The sequence below is a fragment of the Pseudomonas fluorescens HK44 genome, assembly GCF_000217955.3.
GTDB classification, from domain to species: domain Bacteria; phylum Pseudomonadota; class Gammaproteobacteria; order Pseudomonadales; family Pseudomonadaceae; genus Aquipseudomonas; species Aquipseudomonas fluorescens_AQ.
This window is the reverse complement of record NZ_AFOY02000008.1, coordinates 273960-292910: the sequence shown is the minus strand read 5'-3', so window position 1 is coordinate 292910 and position 18951 is coordinate 273960. Positions and strand designations below refer to the sequence as shown.

Here is an 18951-nt window from a genome sequence, read left to right as displayed (position 1 = left end):
AGGCCACCGCGAACCCGGTGTCGATGAGCCCTTGTGAGGCGCACCTGGCCAGGTTCATGTGGCTCAGAAGAAAAATACCGGGTCGGCATGATTGCAGAACCCATGACTCAAGCCGGGCCCCACGACGGATATCGAGAGGCCCGGACCTGGCGGTGCGTTTATCTCACTTCTGTTTGTCCAACTGGTGGTATTTGCCCGCGGCATCCCACTGGTAAACCACGTAGTCGGAGATTTTCAGGTCGCCCTTGCCATCCCATTCCTTCTTGCCCATCACGGTTTCCACCGGGTGCGCCTTGAGCCATTTGGCGGCTTCTTCACCTTTGTTCGACTTGGCACCGTTGAAGCCGGCAGCCAGGGCTTGCACCGAGGCGTAGGCGTACAGGGTGTAGCCTTCAGGCTCGTAACCGGATTTGCGGAAGGTATCCACGACAGCCTTGCTGTCTGGAATCAGGCGCGGGTCAGCGCCGAAGGTCATGTACACGCCGTCGACGTAAGGAGCACCACCGGCAGTCGTGACCATTTCGTCGGTCACGATGCCGTCATCGGACATGAACTTGACGTCTTTCAGACCTTGCTCACGCAGTTGGTGGACCAGTGGACCCGCTTCCGGGTGCAGGCCGCCGAAGTAAAGGACATCAGCCCCTACCGAACGGACCTTGGTGATCAGGGCACTGAAATCTTTCTCGCCGCGGGTCAGGCCTTCTTCAAGAACCGGTTTCACGCCACGCGCGGTCAACTGCTTGGCCGTCGCATCCGCCAGGCCTTTACCGTAGGTGTCTTTGTCGTTGATGACGGCAACTTTCTTGCCTTTCAGCACGTCGACGATGTAGTTGCCTGCGACGATACCTTGCTGGTCATCACGCCCGCACATACGCATCATGGCAGGCAGGCCGCGCTCGGTGACCGTCGGGTTGGTAGAACCCGGGGTGATTGCAATGATGCCTGCGTCGGAGTAGACCTCGGAAGCCGGGATGGTCGACGACGAGCAGAAGTGCCCGACCACGCCGATCACCTTGTCCTGGACCATTTTGTTCGCAACAGCCACAGCCTGTTTCGGTTCGCAGGCGTCATCGCCCTGGACCAGTACGATTTTTTCGCCGTTGATGCCGCCCTTGGCGTTGATTGCATCCGCCGCCGCTTGCGCGCCTTTCATGTATTGCAAGCCGAAGGACGCGCTCGGACCGGTCATCGGACCTGCCACACCAAGTTTGACATCCGCCTGAACAAACGAAGAAACACCCAATGCAGTAGCAACTGCGAGTGCCAGAAAACCTTTCCTGTAAAACGTCTGCGACATGTGATGGTGCTCCTGAGGTTTTTTTAGTTAGCACAGCAACTGCAGCGGAAGCTTTGATTCAGCTACAAGCGCAGAGCAAGTGGCGTGCCATCGGTTTTTTATTCTTCAAAAAGTCGCTGCTTTATTGTTATTTCGACTGTTTCGAGCCCTTTTTCATTGGGCGTGCAACCGTCTAAACCGCGGAAGGTGAAACCATTTATTTTTTTAGGCGCAACCCTTGTGCGCCATCATTGCAACCGCGACACCAAACGACGTGCAACCAGCCTGTAACAACGTGCGTCACCGAACTGCACACTGCTGGTGCGCAACTGCTACAAACCCGCACCATTACAGGCTAGTCGCTGCGCCAAAAAGCGCCGCTTCACGCAACATATTTCCTCGATCAGATGACAATCCGCAGGCACTGGCCCGCGTGATAGAGCGAAAAACCGGCCTCGTACAGACAACTGCGCAGGCCCACCCCGGCCAGTGGCTGCATGGGCGCAAAGGGAATCGGTAGCGCCTGAGGATTTCCGTTACACAAATAATCGGCAAAGGCTTTACCGACCACCGTACCAGTGGTCACGCCACGACCGTTGTAACCGGTCACGGCCACTAAACCGGGCGCCGGTTCGAACAAACGCATCAAGTGATCGGGGGTAAAAGCGATGCAACCGGTCCAGGTGCATTCCCAGTCCACCGGTTTGAGGTAAGGGAAATAATGCTGCTGAACCCGGTCGGCCCAGGCCTTGAGAAACCACGTTGGTTTCTGATTGCCGTTGCCCAGGCTGCCGAGCAACAACCTGCCATGACTGTCACGGCGAATGCTGCTGAGCACCTGGCGGGTGTCCCAGGAACCTTGGCCACCGGGCAGGATCAGTTGCGCGGCGTCTTCGGTCAGCGGCGCGGAAGCCACCTGATAGTAATAACCGGGGAAAAAATTGCGCCGCAGTTCAGTCCAGTCGCCTTCGGTGTAGGCGTTGGAGGCGATCACCACCTGCTCGGCCATGACCGAACCGGCGTCGGTTTGCACCGACCAGCGTTGGCCCTGGCGTTCGAGACGGGTCACTGCTGAATGATCGAACAGCTGACCACCCAGATCCGCAGCAGCCTTGGCCAGACCGCTGGTGTAGGCCATCGGATTGAGCGTGCCGGCGCGACGGTCGAGTAACGCAGCGGCAATCTTTTGGGTACCGGTGGCCTGCTCGCACGCAGCACCTGTCAACAACTCCACGGGCGCGCCGCGGCGTTTCCATTGCGCTTCACGACTGCGCAGATCGGCTTCGCCACGGGCGTTGTGCGCCATGTGCAGCGTGCCTTCACGGCGCAACTGGCAATCGATGTTGTATTTGTCGATCAGGCTGAACACCAACGAAGGCGCCGCGCCGAGCATGCGATTGAGCTGGCTGCCGATCGCTTCGCCGAACCCGGCTTCGATCTCGTCCGGGGGAATCCACATCCCGGCATTCACCAACCCGACGTTACGCCCGGAACCGCCCTGCCCGCAGCGCTTGGCTTCAAGCACGCAGACACTTTTACCCTGCTCCAGCAAATGCACCGCCGCCGATAAACCGGTGAATCCGGCGCCGATCACGCAGACGTCCGCCGTCACCTCGCCCTTGAGCGCCGCCCGGTCAGGCCGTTGCGGCGTCAGTTTTTCCCATAAGCATTCTTCGCGTAACGGCATCGCCAGACTCCGATCAGAAACCTAACCACCACACCATTCAATGTGGGAGCGAGCTTGCTCCGGGCGGCGCTCCGACGATGACGGCGGCACATCCAGCATTGATGTGACTGACAGACCGCTATCGCGAGCAAGCTCGCTCCCACAGGGGATCTTTGTTTGACTCAAGATTTAGTCGAACGTAATCCCCTGGGCCAGCGGTAACTCCAGCGAGTAGTTGACGGTGTTGGTCTGGCGACGCATGTAACCGCGCCATGCATCGGAGCCGGACTCGCGACCGCCGCCGGTTTCTTTCTCACCGCCAAAGGCGCCGCCGATTTCCGCACCGCTCGGGCCGATGTTGACGTTGGCGATGCCGCAGTCGCTGCCCACCGCCGACATGAATTGCTCGGCTTCTCGCACATCAGTGGTGAAGATGCACGACGACAGGCCTTGTGGCACCGCATTGTTCAGGCGCAGCGCTTCGGCGAAGTCCTTGTAGCCAATCACGTACAGAATCGGCGCGAAGGTTTCGCTGCGCACCACATCGCTCTGCTCCGGCATTTCGACGATGGCCGGCGAAACGTAGTAGGCATTCGGGAACGTGTCTTCGAGCTGACGCTTGCCGCCAAACACTCGGCCGCCTTCGCTCAAGGCTTGCTCCAGCGCGTCCTGCATGTTTTCAAAGCTGTGCTTGTCGATCAGCGGACCGACCAGATTGCCCTCCAGCGGATGACCAATGCGCACTTTGGAATACGCCGCCTTGAGGCGGGTGACGATCTCGTCCTTGACCGACTCGTGGGCGATCAAGCGACGCAGGGTGGTGCAACGCTGACCGGCTGTGCCGACCGCACTGAACAGAATCGCCCGCACGGCCATGTCGAGGTCGGCGCTTGGGCCGAGGATCATCGCATTGTTGCCGCCCAGTTCCAGAATGCTGCGAGCAAAGCGTGCGGCGATTTTCGGTGCCACTTCGCGGCCCATGCGGGTGCTGCCGGTGGCGCTGATCAAGGCCACGCGCGGGTCGTCCACCAGTGCTTCACCGGCATCGCGGCCGCCGATGATCACCTGGCTCAGATACTCCGGCGCATCGCTGAAGTTCTTCAATACACGCTCGAACAGCGCCTGGCAGGCCAGTGCGGTGAGCGGGGTTTTCTCCGACGGTTTCCAGATCACCGAGTTGCCGCAGACCAGCGCCAGTGTGGTGTTCCAGGCCCAGACCGCGACCGGGAAGTTGAACGCGCTGATCACCCCGACCACGCCCAGTGGATGCCAGGACTCACGCATGTGGTGGCCCGGACGTTCGGAGGCGATGGTCAAACCGTAGAGCTGACGCGACAGACCGACGGCGAAGTCGCAGATGTCGATCATCTCCTGAACTTCACCCAGACCTTCCTGAGTGATCTTGCCGGCTTCCCAGGACACCAGCTCGCCCAGATCGGCCTTGTACTCGCGCAAAATGTCGCCCAATTGGCGAACCAGTTCGCCACGACGCGGGGCCGGGACCTTGCGCCACAGGTCGAACGCATGCTCTGCGCGACTGACCTGCTGCTCGACTTCAGCGGCGCCTTCCCAGTTCACGGAAGCAATGAGGCTGCCGTCGATCGGTGAATGCACGGGCTGTTTGCCGTTCTGGTACAGGGCCGGGTTCACACCCAAACGATCAAGCAATGCGGCAACCATGGGTCACTCCTTCAACGTGAAAAGCAGAAAATTCACAGCCCGCTGACAAGGGGCTTCAGGCCTATAGTTGTAGCCGCCCCGAGACTTGCCAACAAACGACGATTAGGCGAGATATCATTCCGTTTATTCATGCAAAGCGTTGCAACAAGAACAAGGTCCCTCTCATGCTGAATAAACGCCACTTGCCATCGATCACCGCGTTGCAGTGTTTCGAGGCGGTCACTCGTCACCTGAGCTTCACCCGCGCTGCCGAAGAGCTGAACCTGACCCAGAGCGCCGTGAGCAAACAGGTCGCGCAACTCGAAGAGTTGTTGCAGCACCTGCTGTTTCGCCGGGTACGTCGACGCCTGCAAATGACTCCGGCCGGTGATTTGTACCTGGTTGAAGTGCGAAAAATTCTCACGCAAGTCGAGATGTCGACCCACTACCTGCGTTCCTACGGCGGTGAGACCGAAGTACTGCGCGTGTCCACGCCTTCAACCTTCGGCGCTCGCTGGCTGGTGCCGCGTCTGAAAGGCTGGCGCCTGCGGCATCCGCATATTCACCTGGACCTGTGCAATGAACACGAAGCCGACGACTTGCTGCAAGGACGCAGCGACCTGGCGTTCTATTTCGGCCAGGGCTCACGGCCCGGCACCGAATGCCTGAAACTGTTCGGCGAAGAGCTGGTGCCGGTTTGCGCACCGGGCAGCCTGCCGGAGCAGCCCTTCACCGACCCGACGCAACTCAGCGATCTGGTGTTGCTGCAAAACGCCTCGCGCCCCCAGGCCTGGCACGACTGGTTCGACAGCCAGGGTTACCAGACCGAGCACAGCTATCACGGGCCGCGCTTCGAAACCTTTTATATGTGCATCCGCGCTGCGCAAGTCGGTTGCGGTGTCGCCCTCCTGCCACGGTTTCTGGTGGAAGAAGAATTGGCCGACGGTAAACTGGTCATCCCCTGGCCGCACGCAATGCCCAGCAGCGACGCCTATTACCTGGCCTACCCCGAACATTCGGCGGAAGTGCCCAAGGTGCGCGATTTTGTCACCTGGATGCTGGAGCAGATCGATAGCCCGGATGCAACCTAGAATTGGAGCCATGCGCACAACCTGTGGCGAGGGAGCTTGCTCCCGCTCGGCGGCGCAGCCGTCGCAAAATGGTGCCCCGCGTTCCTCCCGATCAATCGCCATGGCGGAATTCAGGGCCGCTTCGCGCCCCAGCGGGAGCAAGCTCCCTCGCCACAGGAAGCGCTCGCACGCTAAAAAAACGCTGGCAATACAGCCCGCCGATATGCGCCACTAGCCCCATTCATTGAAACAGCTGAAACGTCGCTGCCCTCAGCGGCGGCCAGCCTGGAGATTCCCGTTATGAGCGAGAGTGTGTTTGCCGATCACATCGTGCAGAACTTGCTCGACACCGACTTCTACAAACTGACGATGATGCAGGCGGTGCTGCACAACTACCCCAACGTTGAAGTCGAATGGGAGTTCCGCTGCCGCAACAGCGAGGATCTGCGCCCATACCTGGCGGAGATTCGTTTTCAGATCGAGCGTCTGGCCGAGCTGAGCCTGAGCGCCGACCAGTTAAGCTTTCTGGAACACATCAGCTTCCTGAAGCCGGATTTCCTGCGCTTTCTCGGGTTGTTCCGCTTCAATCTGCGTTACATCTATACCGGCATCGAAAACGGCGAACTGTTCATCCGTCTGCGTGGGCCGTGGTTGCATGTGATTCTGTTCGAAGTGCCGCTGCTGGCGGTCGTCAGCGAAGTGCGTAACCGCTATCGCTACCGTGAAATCGTCATGGAGCAGGCCCGCGAACAGCTCTATCGCAAGTTCGACTGGTTGAGCGCCAATGCCAGCGCCGATGAACTCTCGCACCTGCAGGTGGCGGATTTCGGCACTCGCCGGCGCTTCTCCTACCGCGTGCAGGAAGAAGTGGTGAACGTGCTCAAGCACGACTTCCCCGGACGTTTCGTCGGCACCAGCAACGTGCACCTGTCCCGCGAACTGGACATGAAACCGCTCGGCACCATGGCTCACGAATGGATCATGGCTCACCAGCAACTTGGCCCGCGACTGATCGACAGTCAGAGCGCCGCCCTCGATTGCTGGGTTCGCGAATACCGCGGCTTGCTGGGCATCGCCCTGACCGATTGCATCACCACCGATGCCTTCCTGAGCGATTTCGACCTGTATTTCGCCAAGCTCTTCGACGGTTTGCGCCATGACTCGGGGGACCCGATTGCCTGGGCCGAAAAAGCCATTGCGCACTACCATAAGCTCGGTATCGAGCCGATGAGCAAGACGCTGGTGTTCTCCGACAGCCTGACGCTGCCCAAATCGCTGGAGATATTCCGCGCATTGCATGGTCGGATCAATGTCAGTTTCGGTATTGGCACCAACCTGACGTGCGATATTCCAGGTGTCGAGCCGATGAGCATCGTGCTTAAAATGGCAGCCTGCAATGGTCAGCCCGTCGCCAAGATTTCCGACGAGGCCGGCAAGACGCACTGCAAAGACCCGAATTTCGTCGCCTATTTGCGACATGTGTTTCAAGTACCTGCCGCCCTCTCTGGCACATCAAGCAAGGAGTGAATGCATGCAAGCCGTACAGCGTGAGATTGCTGAACAGCTCAAGGTCCAACCGCCCTTCGCCGACTCGGCAGCCCTGGAGGCTGAAGTCGCACGGCGGATTACCTTCATTCAGGATTGCCTGGTCAATTCCGGGCTCAAGACGCTGGTGCTCGGCATCAGCGGTGGTGTCGACTCGTTGACCGCCGGCCTGTTGGCCCAGCGGGCCATGCGCGAGTTGCGCGAGCGCACCGGGGACGTGGGCTACAAGTTCATCGCCGTACGCTTGCCGTACGAAACCCAGTTCGATGAACACGATGCCCAAGCCTCGGTGGACTTCATCGCCCCGGATGAGCGCCACACCGTAAACATCGGCCCGGCAGTCAAATCCCTGGCCAGTGAAGTCGCGGCCTTCGAAGGCAAGCAAGCGGTCTGGGTGGACTTTGTTCTGGGCAACACCAAGGCGCGGATGCGCATGGTCGCGCAATACACCATCGCCGGCGCCGCCAGCGGCCTGGTGATCGGCACCGACCACGCGGCCGAAGCAGTGATTTCTACCCCCCTACACTGAAGTGCACAATCCAATAGTCACTTAGCTTCACCTCCCTCCAGAATCTGAGCCATGAGTCATACTCCACACCGACCTTCCTGAGTCGATGCGTAGGGCGTCAGAAAATGAAAGTGATTGCTGTACGAGACAGAGAGCTCGACCTAAGCAATTCCATCCTCGCCAACGGCAAATACCGTGAGCAGTTCCTAGCTCAGCCAGAAGGCAGTGAATCACTCGTGAAGGTTACTGGATGCGGGTTGATCGATGACGATGAACAGCTTCTCCCCCTGGTGTCCTCGTACCTCTGCCGGAACTACAGAAACATCCTAAAGTCGGACAAAACGGTTCTGTCCTATGCCAGGCGTATCTCGTACCTGCTTCAAGACCAGAAAACCAAACCAGAGTACGAGAACTCTCGTAGAGACGATCTCCTGCTGAGTATTGGGTTAGGTAACCTGGAGGTGTACTTGGGTCGTCTGGATGGTGCGGGCTATGCTCCCAAGACTGTGCAAGGTCGAGATGCCGCCTATCACCATCTCTTTAGTTCCCACCTTTGCATCAGCCTCTGCGGAAAGCCTCCACTCCGGACTGACAATCCTTATGAACACGGGCCGATTCGACCAGGTAAAGCGAATACGAGAGCAATCGTCCAGCCATGCAGCATGCTAGAGCTTGAACAGCTGATCCTGCACGCACACTCTGAACGGGAGAGGTGCATGCTGCAGCTGATTTACGACTCAGGCATTCGAGAGTCTGAGCTTCCTCGCATAACGCTTCAGCACATCCGCGATGCGCTTGAGTATCAGAAACTCCAATACGTTTCCGCTGATAGCAACATACCGGTGAATGCGGATTACAGCCCCTTGCATGTCCAAGGTAGCAAGGGCAAAAAGAATAACATCGTCCCCAGGATAACGCTTGTCAGCAGGACAACACTGGAGCGCATCGAGAACTATCACAGGACACCGCTGTACCATCGATTTAGCCAGCGCATCAGAGACCCAGAGAAGACGCCTGCGTTCTTCAATTCACATGGGAAACCCTATATCACCAAGAGCGTTGAAAAGTTGTTCGAACGCGTTTCCGAGCGGGCGCGTAAGTCTGGCAAGATCAAGCGGAAGATCTCAGCGCATAAGTTCCGACATGGCTCTGCTTACCTTTTGCTCACAAGCCCTGATCTTGGGAAGGATTATTTTGAGCGCCTTGGAATGCTTTCGATAGGGCATGGCCATTCGCATACCACCACGACTGAGGGGTACACGCAGATCCCTCATGACATCTATCAAAAGCTCTGCAAGCCGGACTCGCTTCTCAAGACCAAGTGCGGAGAGATGCACGTCCTCCGCGAGAGGACAACCAGGCGAATCAAGACCGGGGATAAGAAATGAGCCCCCTCGACGAAAAGCTGATCGCCCAAAGTATCTAGCGACAAGCTGCGAGAATCCACACTGACTCCATGAAGGAGACCACCGGCCCTCGCCTTCTGCATCAATTCCTAAATTTCCGCCCAGTGACTTGTGACGCAATCGACTACTACAGAACCTTGAAAAAGCCTGATTGGACAAACGCTTAGCGTTAAAGGGTATGCCGCCAGCATACTCTAAGTCATTGATTTACATGATTTTTATATAGATCAAGACTTGACCAGCGCTTCGCCATGGTGTTCATTTCCGGGTACCAGCCGGGAGGAATCACCATGTCGTTCTTTGCCCACCTGTATCCGAAAGCGAGCCCCAAATGAGCACTACTCATCATTCGCCCGATGAGCTAGCAGAAGCTCATGCCCCCACGGAAGCCGAAGCCTCGAGCCAGACCAGGCGCCCCAAACGATTGGCATCCGAAGTAACTGCGGCAATCCAGGCCTGGGCCACCAAGATCAAGAGCAGTCGCCAATCCCTCTTGAACGTGCAGCTTTCGCAGAGGGGAAAGCTGAGTCCGGCTTACACGTATCTCGTGAAGGAACTGGAGACAAGCGGCAATACGTTCAACACGAGGGAAGACATCCTCGACTCAATCATTCAGCGGATGATCGAGGAACAGATCGTAATCCCCGACCAACCCTCAATCGCCAACGAGTGGCGCCGCAAGCTTCTCTGCTGGTACGAAAACCTGACTGAGACAGAGAAGCGAAGCATTCCAGTGTTCGGCAAAACCATCTCGTCGAAAGCCAGCTTGTTCCAGGTCGACGGGATAAAAAACCTGAAGCAGGCCCGCGCCACTTACACCCTCGTTGAACAGACCTTCCAAGAGATCCTCGCCGACCTCACGAAACTCGGCGTCATCAACGCTGACTACAAAAACTGCAAGGAACGGGAAGTCGAGGCCGAACTGAAAAAACAAGAGGCATTGCCGAAAGACTCCCTGACCAAGGCGCTTTCTGAGCTCAGGCTGATCGGGCTCTCGAAGCTCGAAGACCTGGTGGAGAATCCTAATCGGCCCTTCAACAAGCTTCTGCATATGTTCGCCGCCGCGTCGATGAAGTCGAAATCTTCATCCGGACAGCAGAACTACAGCGATGGCTTCAGACAGATGACCATGCACCTGCGTGAGGTGAGTTTTACGGGCAGCGAGAATCCTTGTGAATATGTCACGCCTCACTACCTGACGCGATTCAGGAAGTACCTTATTGACCAAATGGAAGCCGACAACCTGACGTCACATTACGCTGATGGAGCCTTGTCTGCAGTCCGCTCAATGTTCAAGCGTGCGGTGAAGATTCGGGGTTTGGGTCTCACATCTTTTATTGATGTGGAGGGGTTCGCTAAAGGCCGACAGACCGATGAGTACCGTCCTTACTCTAAGTTCGAAAGGAACGCGATCCAGCAAGCCTGTGACGTGGAGAGACAACAAACCAATGAGCTGGCGAAGGACTACGTTTCCTTCCATGGGGGGAGTGATCCGTTGGACGAGAAAGGACACCTTCTCAAGGGCATGGCCACCTTAGAAAACGCTCGGTGGATCTTCGAGAACAAACTCAATTGCAAGGCGATCAGCAGGTGGTCGGCGGACGCTGAGGACAAATACGAGCAGGGCTTTGCACGATTACTGCAGATCGGTGGCCGAGGTGTAGCTGAGACGTATGCGAGTTGGGGTGTGATCTACCAGGTAACCTCTAGGATGTTGGCGCCGTACATCACTCGCTTGGCACAGGTGACAGGACTCAACGCCGACTCCCTCAAAAGCCTGGATATTGATGACTTCGTTGAGAGCCACGAGTTGACCCACCGCCCTTACCTTCGGTACTGGAAAGAGCGGTCAGGTGGAGGAAAAGTTCTTCATCTTGACCTCATGTACGCGGACTGGACATGGCTCACTCGTGCACAAAGCATAGAGGTCAAGAAGATCTTCAACGAGGTGGCTTTTCTGACTCGCCACATCCGCGAACGAGCCGAAGGGCCTGCCAGAGAAAGACTTTTCATCTACGAGTCGCAGAAGAAAACCGAACTCCGGAAGGTAAAGACACTCGAGAACTCCACCGTCATCAACAATGTCATGAATCAGTTGGCCAGGGATCACGAACTCAAAACTGAAGACGGGAAGGATCTGAATATTTCGGCCTCCCGACTGCGGCCAAGTCTCGTGGCTGATCTCGTTGAGCAAGGCGTATCAATCAGGGAAATCCAAGTAATTCTTGGTCACAACTCAATACGAACCACTGTCAGCTATCTCGATAAGCTGGAGTTCAACAAGACGGCTCGAGAGGTAAACACTAAAGCGCTGACCAAGATTCACAAAGGTACGATCATCCTGGAAAGCCAACCGGTCAACGAGCACAAGCCAAATACCCCAAGGACAATTTCGTCGCCGGTGATCATTAGGACTGGCTTAGTCAGTTGCAAGGACGCGCTTAATCCTCCTGAAGAAATCAAAAAGCTGCCAAGTTACAAAAAAGGCAGTAAGTGCTCGCTGTTAAACAAGTGTTTGTCCTGTAGCAACTCCATCATCACCGTATCCAACCTTCCAGATCTCTTTGCCATGCAGTGGGACTACCTTTCAATAATTTCCACGAGCACCGTAGCCGAAACGCCTTATGGGGCTGTCATCCGAGAAAACCTCAAGGTTCTGAACAGCATTCTGGCTCCTTCTGATCAAGGATTCACGGCGGAGCAACTTGATGAAGCCCGCAGGTTGGCAGAGCACATAATCACTAACCCCATGATTGAGGCGGTGTCACTGTGAGCCACGGATTCGATACCCTCATTTACAAAATCAAATCTCTGCGTGAGCAGATCTTGGGCTACCTAGGCAACGAGCTTATTTTCGCAACGTCCCATTCCAACGATGGAATGAACGCAGTCGAATTACTCGCAGCAATGATGAACCTACCAGCCAGCAAATTGAGCCTTGTGAAGGATATGATTTGGGATTTCAACGGTGAGTCTCATATTTTGGCGAGAGATATAGAGGGCGCTAAATCCCGAATTAACTTTGGTACTTATGGAAGCCTGAATAGCACAATTCTTTTCGAACTAAAGATGGCCATCCTGTGCGTATTGGAGATACCTGGAGCTCTTCGTCATACAAGGCGGCCTGTCAGTTACAAACCCCATACGGTGTTGGACATCTTCAAGTCTGTAATTCCCTTGATAAACCAGATGTGTGCCCGCAAACGAGCGGAGCATGGAAATCACTTCTTCGAAAGATCACATTTCAGCCTAGCTGACTTTACTGAACAGGATTATCGGACTGAGGCCGAAGTCTTCGACCGAGCATTCCGGAATGTTACCCTCCAAGGTTTTCAGATTTTAAGGTCTCACTTTTTAGTCGAGAACCTCTTCGCCAAGCCGTTGGTCTACGTCGACTTGGAAGCTCTGGGGTGGAAAAAAAACAGCATCACCAATAAGCAAACCCGCACCAAAAAGAAATGGTTCTCCAACAAAATCTTTGAGAAGTGCTCCCGAGAGGGATCTTTCGCGATTGTTGATTTCCTGCAAGCGTTGAAAGAAGACATCTCAGATCAGGATACGCTGAATCGACTCGATCTGGTGGGCTATAACAAGGCCAGGAGCGCCAAGATCACGCGGAGGAATTACGACATCTATGTGGTGATTCGCCTAACCTCGCGTGGCTACACAGGGCTCGAAGTGAAACCCTTCTTGTACAAACTAGAGCCTGATTATTGGTCGCCCCAAAACCGAGGGATGCTGAAGGACAAAGAGGCGCTGTGTAAGCTGACGCGCGCCCCAATGGACAACGACCTGTATGAGTACCTGACCCACATCAGTAACTGCGCCTGCTACATCATCGCTCAGTACACCGGCATGAGACCATCTGAGCTTTCCGGCTGCTTGACTGATGACTGCCTTACATCTGATGAATTTGGACACGATCTCATCATCAGCAGTGTCATCAAAAATCGGGAAGTAATCAGAAAACTTTTCGACGATATGTGGGTTGCGATCCCAATCGTCAGAGACGCGGTTAAAACACTGCGCATCCTAAATCGGTTCAAGCAGAACCCCTATCTGTTCTCGAACATGAATACCGTAATGCCCGGCGAGCAGCATGAAGCTAACTCGCTGAGCGGCAACGGGTTAAGCCATCAGCTTTGTACATTTTTGAAGAAAACCTTGACCGTAGAGGAGTTTGAAGAACTTGATGTATCGCCATACACGCTTAGGCATTCGCTGGCGAACCAGATGTTCAGGGCTGCCGTGGGCCTGCCGTTCGTGTCATATCAGCTTAAGCACTTTGGCCATCATGCCAGTACCATCGGCCAAGATGTGCGTCGAAATCGGGTAGGCAGCGTAACGATTGACTATGGAGGTATTGGTGAAACCCTTTCCTCAGGCGGCGGCGTGGACGCCCCCGCTCGAATGGATGCCGAGAGGGAGTTCATTATGAATTCCTTGAACCCCTCTGGCGGTTATGCCGGCGACAACGCTCCCACGCATCGTGCTCGGCTTGAAAAATATTTCAAAGGTTATCTCGAGGCTGGTTATTCAAACGACGAAATCTTTGAGCGAATGGCTGAGCTAAATTTCGCGGTCATCAACGTAGGCCAGGGATATTGCTACGGCAACGCAACGGATCTGGATGATCCCTCGATACCGTGCATCGGATCGCTGCGTTGTAACCCCAGCCGGTGCCAGAACGCCGTGGTAACGGAAGCAAATGCGCCCAAGTGGCAAGAGATCTATGTTCAAAACACCCTGGCGCTCAGAAGGTATGAAAACGATCCTGCTGCGGCCTTTGCCGAGCTGCGTGAATCTGATGAAGTTTCCTTGTCCATTGAACAGATGAAGCTGGCGATTTCAGAGGCCAAGGGTGTGCTCCTGCAACTTGGCATTGAGGCGTCGGTGTGAGCACCGCTGCCTACGACTCCAAGAATGAGGAGAATTTTGAAACTGTCACTCTGGCGCTCGATGCAGCGTTGAAAAAGATGGAGCGGGATTCGGCCATTTCGGCCAATGCCTCCCAGCTGGCCAAGCTAGCGGGTGTACATAGGAACACCATCTACCACCGAAAATGGCCGCTAGAACGACTTAAAGAGATCAAGGCGAAGCGTGCCCAGCAGAAGGAAGACCAAGCAGTAACGAAAGCAAAGTCTCGCTCTCCCGAGGAGATGCTGGAGCAAAGCAGGATTGAAATTATCTACTGGTTCACTCAACTCCAAGATGCAAGATCGGCCAATGCTGATTTGATGACCAACGTTAGGATGACAGCCAAAGCTCGTGATCATTATATGGATGAGCACCAGCAGTGCTTAGGGATCATCAATCAGCTGCGAAGTGATATCAGAAAGCTGGAAAACACAATTCTGGTGCTCCAGGACGAGATCCATCAGCTGCAAGGCGGCTCAAATGCCTAGTTTCTCGGATCATGTTTTTTTGCTGGAGAGCGCCTTCGAGCCTCATCAAGACCTGTGGAACCGCGCATCTGAGCGCGACACGGTATGGACGTCAATCAATCTTCCAGGTGCCATAGCCTTCCCACCGTACTTGTCGGCAATCCCAACTGCCGGCAAATCTCCGTTTGCGTGTAGCCAGCTCTCTTCAACTCTTGCACCGCCTTTAACTTCTCTGCCGCTGTTGTTGACTGAGGTGGCTGGAGCCGCTGAGGTGCGCCTGGCAGTGGTTCATCCAGGACACCCAAATGCTCCAGCTCCGCGAGAGTTTCAATCAAAGCGGTGCGCGCCGTTTTGCCTTCATGCGCTGCTGCAACGAGTGTCAGAAAGGACAATGGCGTTACACCTAACGCTTGAGCAAGGTCAGCTGTGAGATCGACGGTGGCAGATGTCTTAGACGCCTCAAGCCGGCTGACGTGGGCCTGGTCGGTCTGGCTTTGGAGATCCGCCTGGGATAGACCACGTCGAATTCTGAGCCACTGCAACGTGGCCGCATATGCCTTTCGCAACGACATCCATGTGCCTCCTTAAAAAGGAGACGGTATGCCGGGTTTGCTAGTTCCCATTCAAATGTATATAGTCATTGCAATGGGAATATGGAGTTATTACTGCTGGCAAAGTCCGCGCCTGCAGCGTGCTTTATCAATTTTGTAGCCTGAAGGATCGACAATTGACGAGTAATTCTCTCGAGTACGAACCGCTCCCGGAGAGCCGAGTCTCGCTTGCCGGTACGTACCTGCCTCGTGTCGAAATCGAAGAGATGGTGACCGAGCGATTTCCGCACAAGGCATATTGCCTAGTAGAGGACTGGCTCATTTTTCATGTCGACGAACCCGCTGAATCCCTAGCCAAAGTGCGCGCTCAAGGCTTAGAGCCAATGTTCCTGTATTCCCACTGTGTCCTTTGGGACGGGCATGGCCGATTCTCGCCCGGAAGCTGGGTGCGCTCGACCTTGTGCAAGTCGTTCGATGGCATTTGCCTGTTTGAGACCCGGAATACGGTTTACGTGCTCGTTGGACAAGGGCGCGAGATGACCGCTTGTCGGCGCTGATTGAAAACTGACCCACCCTGCCGATTGAAAATTGACCCAGGGCGGATTGCTGATTTTTGCATCAGCAATTGTGGATAAGCTTAGCAGTCGTGTTCCAGTGACAGAGGCACTAGACCCCCACCACATGCAGGCATGCGGCAGGGTATTTCGGGGGCAGATCAAAATGGTTCATCGTCCGCCGTACCATCATCGTCCTTGCGCTTTCGTTCACGTGATTTGATCTTTGTCTGGGCGACCAAGCTGCTGTGTTGCAGGCGGTAGGACTCGTTGCCCGTTTCGACGATGTGGCAGTGGTGTGTCAGCCGATCCAGCAACGCAGTGGTCATCTTGGCGTCGCCGAACACACTCGACCATTCCGAGAAACTGAGGTTGGTCGTGATGACCACGCTGGTGTGCTCGTATAGCTTGGACAGCAGGTGAAATAACAGGGCACCACCATTCTGGCTGAAGGGCAAATACCCCAGTTCATCGAGTATCACCAGGTCTGTGCGACGCAGCCCTTGAGCGATTCGGCCTGCCTTACCATCGTATTTTTCGCGCTCCAGCAAATTGACCAGATCCACCGTGGAGTAGAAGCGCACGCGTTTGTTATGCGTCGTGATCCCGGACACGGCCAAGGCGGTGGCCAGGTGTGTTTTGCCTGTTCCGGGCCCGCCGATGAACACGACATTCTGCGCGGTATCTGTGAACTCCAGGTTGGCCAGATCCCTGACCAAGCGGGCGTCTGCGCTGGAAGCGCTGAAGTCGAAGCCTGCTAAATCACGATGCATGGGGAGTTTGGCCATGTTCATCTGGTGATTCACAGACCGTACGGCGCGATCTGCATGTTCCTGTTGAAGCAGATGTTCGAGCAGCCATTTCGACGACGCCGTCGAGGCTTCTCCTTGGGAAGCCAGTTCTTCCCAGGCGCTGGCCATGCCATGCAGACGCAGTTCTTTGAGTTCCGCCATCAGATCACGCATTGCGAGTCTCCTCATCGGTGGTACGGAGCCGGTCGTAGCGCGCCGTGTTGGCGACAGGCGCTACCTTGAGTTGAAGGCTGGTCTCGGCGGACGGAGGGGCTGCTGTCGATGTCAGTCGAGCCAGGACATTCAGGATGTGGTCAGCGCTCAAGCTGCCTGATTCAAGTACCAACTCCACAGCCACCAACACGGCATCGAGCCCGGCGATGGGAACAGCAGCCAGTACCTGCGTCATGACTCGATCACCATTGGTGTGCCGTCTCAGGCCGCGCTTGAGAAGCAGTAACGGCTTCGGCAGATCGGCAAACGGAGCGCCATTGCGTAGCGCTCCGGGCTTGCGTTCGATGAGCGGGATGTAGTGCTGCCAGTCGAAGCTGACTTGGTCTCGATCAAAGAGCCGCTCGTGACTGGCAATCATCGTTTCATCGGCGATGACCACCACCCGGGAAGGATACAGACGGCTGCTGACCCACTGGCCGACTCGCTCACAAGGCACCGAGTAGCGATTTCGCGCCACGCTGATCAGGCAGGTGCTGGAGACCCGCACGGTGCGTTCGACATAGCCGTCAAAGGCCGTGGGCATCGGCATCATTTCCACCCGTTCCAGTTCCAGGACGTCCGCCACCGTCAGCCCGTTGTACTGCGGGTGCAGCAGCTCGCTCCAGAGCGCGCGGCAGCGTTGGCCGAGCCAGGCATTCAGTTCTTCGAAGGTGTGGAACATGCAATCTTGAGCATCGAGCCAGATTCGTCGCCGACTGTCCTGCACATTCTTTTCGACGATGCCTTTTTCCCAGCCGGAGGCCACGTTGCAGAAATCCGGGTCGAACAAATAGTGCGCGCACATCACGGCAAACCGGGCATTGACCGTGCGGCCCTTACCCTTATTGACCTTGTCGACAGCGGTCTTCATGTTGTCGTAGATGCCGCGACGCGGCACCCCACCTAACGCGCCGAACGAGCGGGTATGGGCATCGAACAACATCTCGTGGCCTTGGCTGGGATACGCAACCAACCAAAATGCGCGACTGGCGCACAGCTTCATGTGGGAGACCTGGATGCGTCGGAATAGGCCGCCAATCAGCAGACCTTCTTCGCTCCAGTCGAATTGAAAGGCCTCACCGAGTGCGAACGTCAACGGTACAAAGGCACGTAGGGATTTGCCTTGCTCACCGCGCCACGAGCGAATGAAGGCGGTGAGCTGGCTGTAGCCGCCGTCGTAACCCTCGGCCTTGATCAGTTCAAAGAGTGCTTTGGCGCTCCTGCGGTTGTGCTGTGCCCGAAACGAGTCGGCCTTGAGCGCCTGCTCCAGCGTCTGGTGAAATGGACTGAGTTTGTTGAAGGCTGCGCACCGCTGGTACGCCGGCTGTGTTACTTCGGGCGCTCTGATCCATTTTCGGATGGTGTTTCTCGACAGCCCGGTACGCTTGGCTATCTGATGCAGCGACAGCTTGTCGCGAAAATACATGCGCCGAATTTTGCCCATCATTTCCATGCTGATCACCCTGTGTTCTCCTGCTCAAAAATTGAGCAGAAGCAGTTGAACACCTGGGTCAGTTTTCAGTCGGCAGAACAGCCTTTACTGGGTCAGTTTTCGGTCAGCGGCAACAGTGTAGGGCATGATCTATTTCTTCATTGAAGACAGTAACGAGAAGGTGAAGATAGGCCGGGCTAAAGACATTGAGCGCCGGAGAAAAGGCCTTCAAACCGGAAACCCTAGGAAGCTGCTGCTTTTGGGATGGATCCGTACAGAAGATGGCGATGATGTTCGGTTGGAGAAAATGCTCCATCAAGAGTTCTCTCATCATCGCGCATCAGGTGAGTGGTTTGATCTCGATCCAGCGGATGTACTGCCCATCCTCGAGCGTTTCGGTATCGATGGGTTTGTCGGGACAACCGGCGAATCTTTCGAGGTGACCGGCTATGACCGGGACGGTATCCCTGAATATCTTGGCGTCTGGAACTGGGGAGACCTGGAGTATCAAGAATGCTGTCCATTCTGCGGAAGCTTCTGCGGTATGCACTACCAGGAGGCTTCCAGCATGTACCACTGCCTGAATTGCGATGAACTCACCACGTTCGATTTTCTAAGCCATCAGGAGGAAGAATGACGCAGCTGGCTTTCCGGTGAATCACTCTGGCCCGACACTGGCCGCGACGAGCTCAGCGATATCTTGACGAATCGCTCCAATGTTGTCGTCCAAGGCTGTAAGCGCGCCCTGAACATTCTCAACGACATCCCCAGCGCCACGCTCGCCCACCCATTTTGCGAGTTCCTCTACTGCCGCGCCGAGGGCAACCTGGTTGTGGCTGATGCGTTCAAGTACAGATGCAACGGTTCTAAGCTCTTTCATTATGTATCTCGCGGGG

General features: G+C 55.8%; 15 protein-coding genes and 1 pseudogene. 9 read left to right on the top strand and 7 right to left on the bottom strand.

Features of this window, described 5'->3' with window-relative positions:
• Window positions 1-163: 163 nt before the first annotated feature.
• The 3 genes from HK44_RS07830 to amaB all read right to left on the bottom strand — a co-directional run bounded on the left by HK44_RS07830 (window position 164) and on the right by amaB (window position 4622).
• On the bottom strand, window positions 164-1297 hold the full coding sequence (locus HK44_RS07830; RefSeq protein WP_019691545.1) for an ABC transporter substrate-binding protein: 1134 nt from the start codon (window positions 1295-1297) through the stop codon (window positions 164-166).
• 382 nt (window positions 1298-1679) lie between these two features.
• The gene (amaA, locus tag HK44_RS07825; protein WP_019691544.1) at window positions 1680-2963 is read right to left on the bottom strand and encodes an L-pipecolate oxidase; all 1284 of its coding nucleotides are present in this window, start codon (window positions 2961-2963) and stop codon (window positions 1680-1682) included.
• A gap of 168 nt (window positions 2964-3131) precedes the next feature.
• Window positions 3132-4622 carry an L-piperidine-6-carboxylate dehydrogenase gene (gene amaB, locus HK44_RS07820; protein ID WP_019691543.1) on the bottom strand — a complete coding sequence of 497 codons (1491 nt, stop codon included), beginning with the start codon at window positions 4620-4622 and terminating at the stop codon, window positions 3132-3134.
• Window positions 4623-4786: 164 nt separating this feature from the next.
• Between amaB and HK44_RS07815 the strand changes: the two genes are divergently transcribed.
• The 7 genes and pseudogenes from HK44_RS07815 to HK44_RS07785 all read left to right on the top strand — a co-directional run bounded on the left by HK44_RS07815 (window position 4787) and on the right by HK44_RS07785 (window position 14535).
• A complete protein-coding gene (locus HK44_RS07815) occupies window positions 4787-5692 on the top strand; it encodes a LysR family transcriptional regulator (RefSeq protein WP_019691542.1) in 906 nt (301 codons plus the stop codon).
• 279 nt (window positions 5693-5971) lie between these two features.
• Window positions 5972-7198, top strand: a complete 1227-nt coding sequence (gene pncB, locus HK44_RS07810; protein WP_019691541.1) for a nicotinate phosphoribosyltransferase — start codon at window positions 5972-5974, stop codon at window positions 7196-7198.
• Window positions 7199-7202: 4 nt separating this feature from the next.
• Window positions 7203-7727, top strand: a pseudogene (gene nadE / locus HK44_RS07805) (NAD(+) synthase); the annotation flags it as partial.
• A gap of 122 nt (window positions 7728-7849) precedes the next feature.
• Entirely contained in the window at window positions 7850-9112 is a 1263-nt protein-coding gene (locus HK44_RS07800; RefSeq protein ID WP_019691539.1) for a tyrosine-type recombinase/integrase, read from the top strand.
• Window positions 9113-9461: 349 nt separating this feature from the next.
• A complete protein-coding gene (locus HK44_RS07795; protein WP_019691538.1) occupies window positions 9462-11903 on the top strand; it encodes a tyrosine-type recombinase/integrase in 2442 nt (813 codons plus the stop codon).
• Window positions 11900-14029 (top strand): tyrosine-type recombinase/integrase, encoded by a 2130-nt coding sequence (locus tag HK44_RS07790; protein WP_019691537.1) that lies wholly within the window; start codon window positions 11900-11902, stop codon window positions 14027-14029. Before HK44_RS07795 ends, HK44_RS07790 begins: the two co-directional genes overlap by 4 nt.
• Window positions 14026-14535 (top strand): hypothetical protein, encoded by a 510-nt coding sequence (locus tag HK44_RS07785; RefSeq protein WP_019691536.1) that lies wholly within the window; start codon window positions 14026-14028, stop codon window positions 14533-14535. The genes HK44_RS07790 and HK44_RS07785 overlap by 4 nt, the downstream gene beginning before the upstream one ends.
• 95 nt (window positions 14536-14630) lie before the next feature.
• Here the strand turns inward: HK44_RS07785 and HK44_RS07780 are convergent, their stop codons facing one another.
• Complete coding sequence (locus HK44_RS07780; protein ID WP_019691535.1) at window positions 14631-15086, bottom strand: helix-turn-helix domain-containing protein; 456 nt, start codon at window positions 15084-15086, stop codon at window positions 14631-14633.
• Window positions 15087-15205: 119 nt separating this feature from the next.
• On the opposite strand from HK44_RS07780, the gene HK44_RS30455 reads away from it, so the two are divergent.
• Window positions 15206-15622 carry a DUF6957 family protein gene (locus tag HK44_RS30455; protein ID WP_431357319.1) on the top strand — a complete coding sequence of 139 codons (417 nt, stop codon included), beginning with the start codon at window positions 15206-15208 and terminating at the stop codon, window positions 15620-15622.
• A gap of 158 nt (window positions 15623-15780) precedes the next feature.
• Here the strand turns inward: HK44_RS30455 and istB are convergent, their stop codons facing one another.
• On the bottom strand, window positions 15781-16584 hold the full coding sequence (istB, locus tag HK44_RS07775) for an IS21-like element helper ATPase IstB (RefSeq protein WP_024264708.1): 804 nt from the start codon (window positions 16582-16584) through the stop codon (window positions 15781-15783).
• Window positions 16577-18076, bottom strand: a complete 1500-nt coding sequence (gene istA / locus HK44_RS07770) for an IS21 family transposase (protein WP_187682478.1) — start codon at window positions 18074-18076, stop codon at window positions 16577-16579. Before istA ends, istB begins: the two co-directional genes overlap by 8 nt.
• 124 nt (window positions 18077-18200) lie before the next feature.
• Here istA and HK44_RS07765 point away from each other — a divergent pair, with 124 nt between their 5' ends.
• Window positions 18201-18692 carry a GIY-YIG nuclease family protein gene (locus HK44_RS07765; protein ID WP_019691533.1) on the top strand — a complete coding sequence of 164 codons (492 nt, stop codon included), beginning with the start codon at window positions 18201-18203 and terminating at the stop codon, window positions 18690-18692.
• Between the two features lie 21 nt (window positions 18693-18713).
• Here HK44_RS07765 and HK44_RS07760 read toward each other — a convergent pair whose 3' ends face one another.
• Window positions 18714-18935 carry a hypothetical protein gene (locus tag HK44_RS07760; protein ID WP_019691532.1) on the bottom strand — a complete coding sequence of 74 codons (222 nt, stop codon included), beginning with the start codon at window positions 18933-18935 and terminating at the stop codon, window positions 18714-18716.
• Window positions 18936-18951 lie beyond the last annotated feature (16 nt).

Excerpts from the sequence above, each read along its gene's own strand:
- HK44_RS07830 (WP_019691545.1), bottom strand. The coding sequence starts at position 1,297 with ATGTCGCAGACGTTTTACAGGAAAGGTTTTCTGGCACTCGCAGTTGCT.
- amaA (WP_019691544.1), bottom strand. The coding sequence starts at position 2,963 with ATGCCGTTACGCGAAGAATGCTTATGGGAAAAACTGACGCCGCAACGG.
- amaB (WP_019691543.1), bottom strand. The coding sequence starts at position 4,622 with ATGGTTGCCGCATTGCTTGATCGTTTGGGTGTGAACCCGGCCCTGTAC.
- HK44_RS07815 (WP_019691542.1), top strand. The coding sequence starts at position 4,787 with ATGCTGAATAAACGCCACTTGCCATCGATCACCGCGTTGCAGTGTTTC.
- pncB (WP_019691541.1), top strand. The coding sequence starts at position 5,972 with ATGAGCGAGAGTGTGTTTGCCGATCACATCGTGCAGAACTTGCTCGAC.
- HK44_RS07800 (WP_019691539.1), top strand. The coding sequence starts at position 7,850 with ATGAAAGTGATTGCTGTACGAGACAGAGAGCTCGACCTAAGCAATTCC.
- HK44_RS07795 (WP_019691538.1), top strand. The coding sequence starts at position 9,462 with ATGAGCACTACTCATCATTCGCCCGATGAGCTAGCAGAAGCTCATGCC.
- HK44_RS07780 (WP_019691535.1), bottom strand. The coding sequence starts at position 15,086 with ATGTCGTTGCGAAAGGCATATGCGGCCACGTTGCAGTGGCTCAGAATT.
- istB (WP_024264708.1), bottom strand. The coding sequence starts at position 16,584 with ATGCGTGATCTGATGGCGGAACTCAAAGAACTGCGTCTGCATGGCATG.
- istA (WP_187682478.1), bottom strand. The coding sequence starts at position 18,076 with ATGGAAATGATGGGCAAAATTCGGCGCATGTATTTTCGCGACAAGCTG.
- HK44_RS07765 (WP_019691533.1), top strand. The coding sequence starts at position 18,201 with ATGATCTATTTCTTCATTGAAGACAGTAACGAGAAGGTGAAGATAGGC.
- HK44_RS07760 (WP_019691532.1), bottom strand. The coding sequence starts at position 18,935 with ATGAAAGAGCTTAGAACCGTTGCATCTGTACTTGAACGCATCAGCCAC.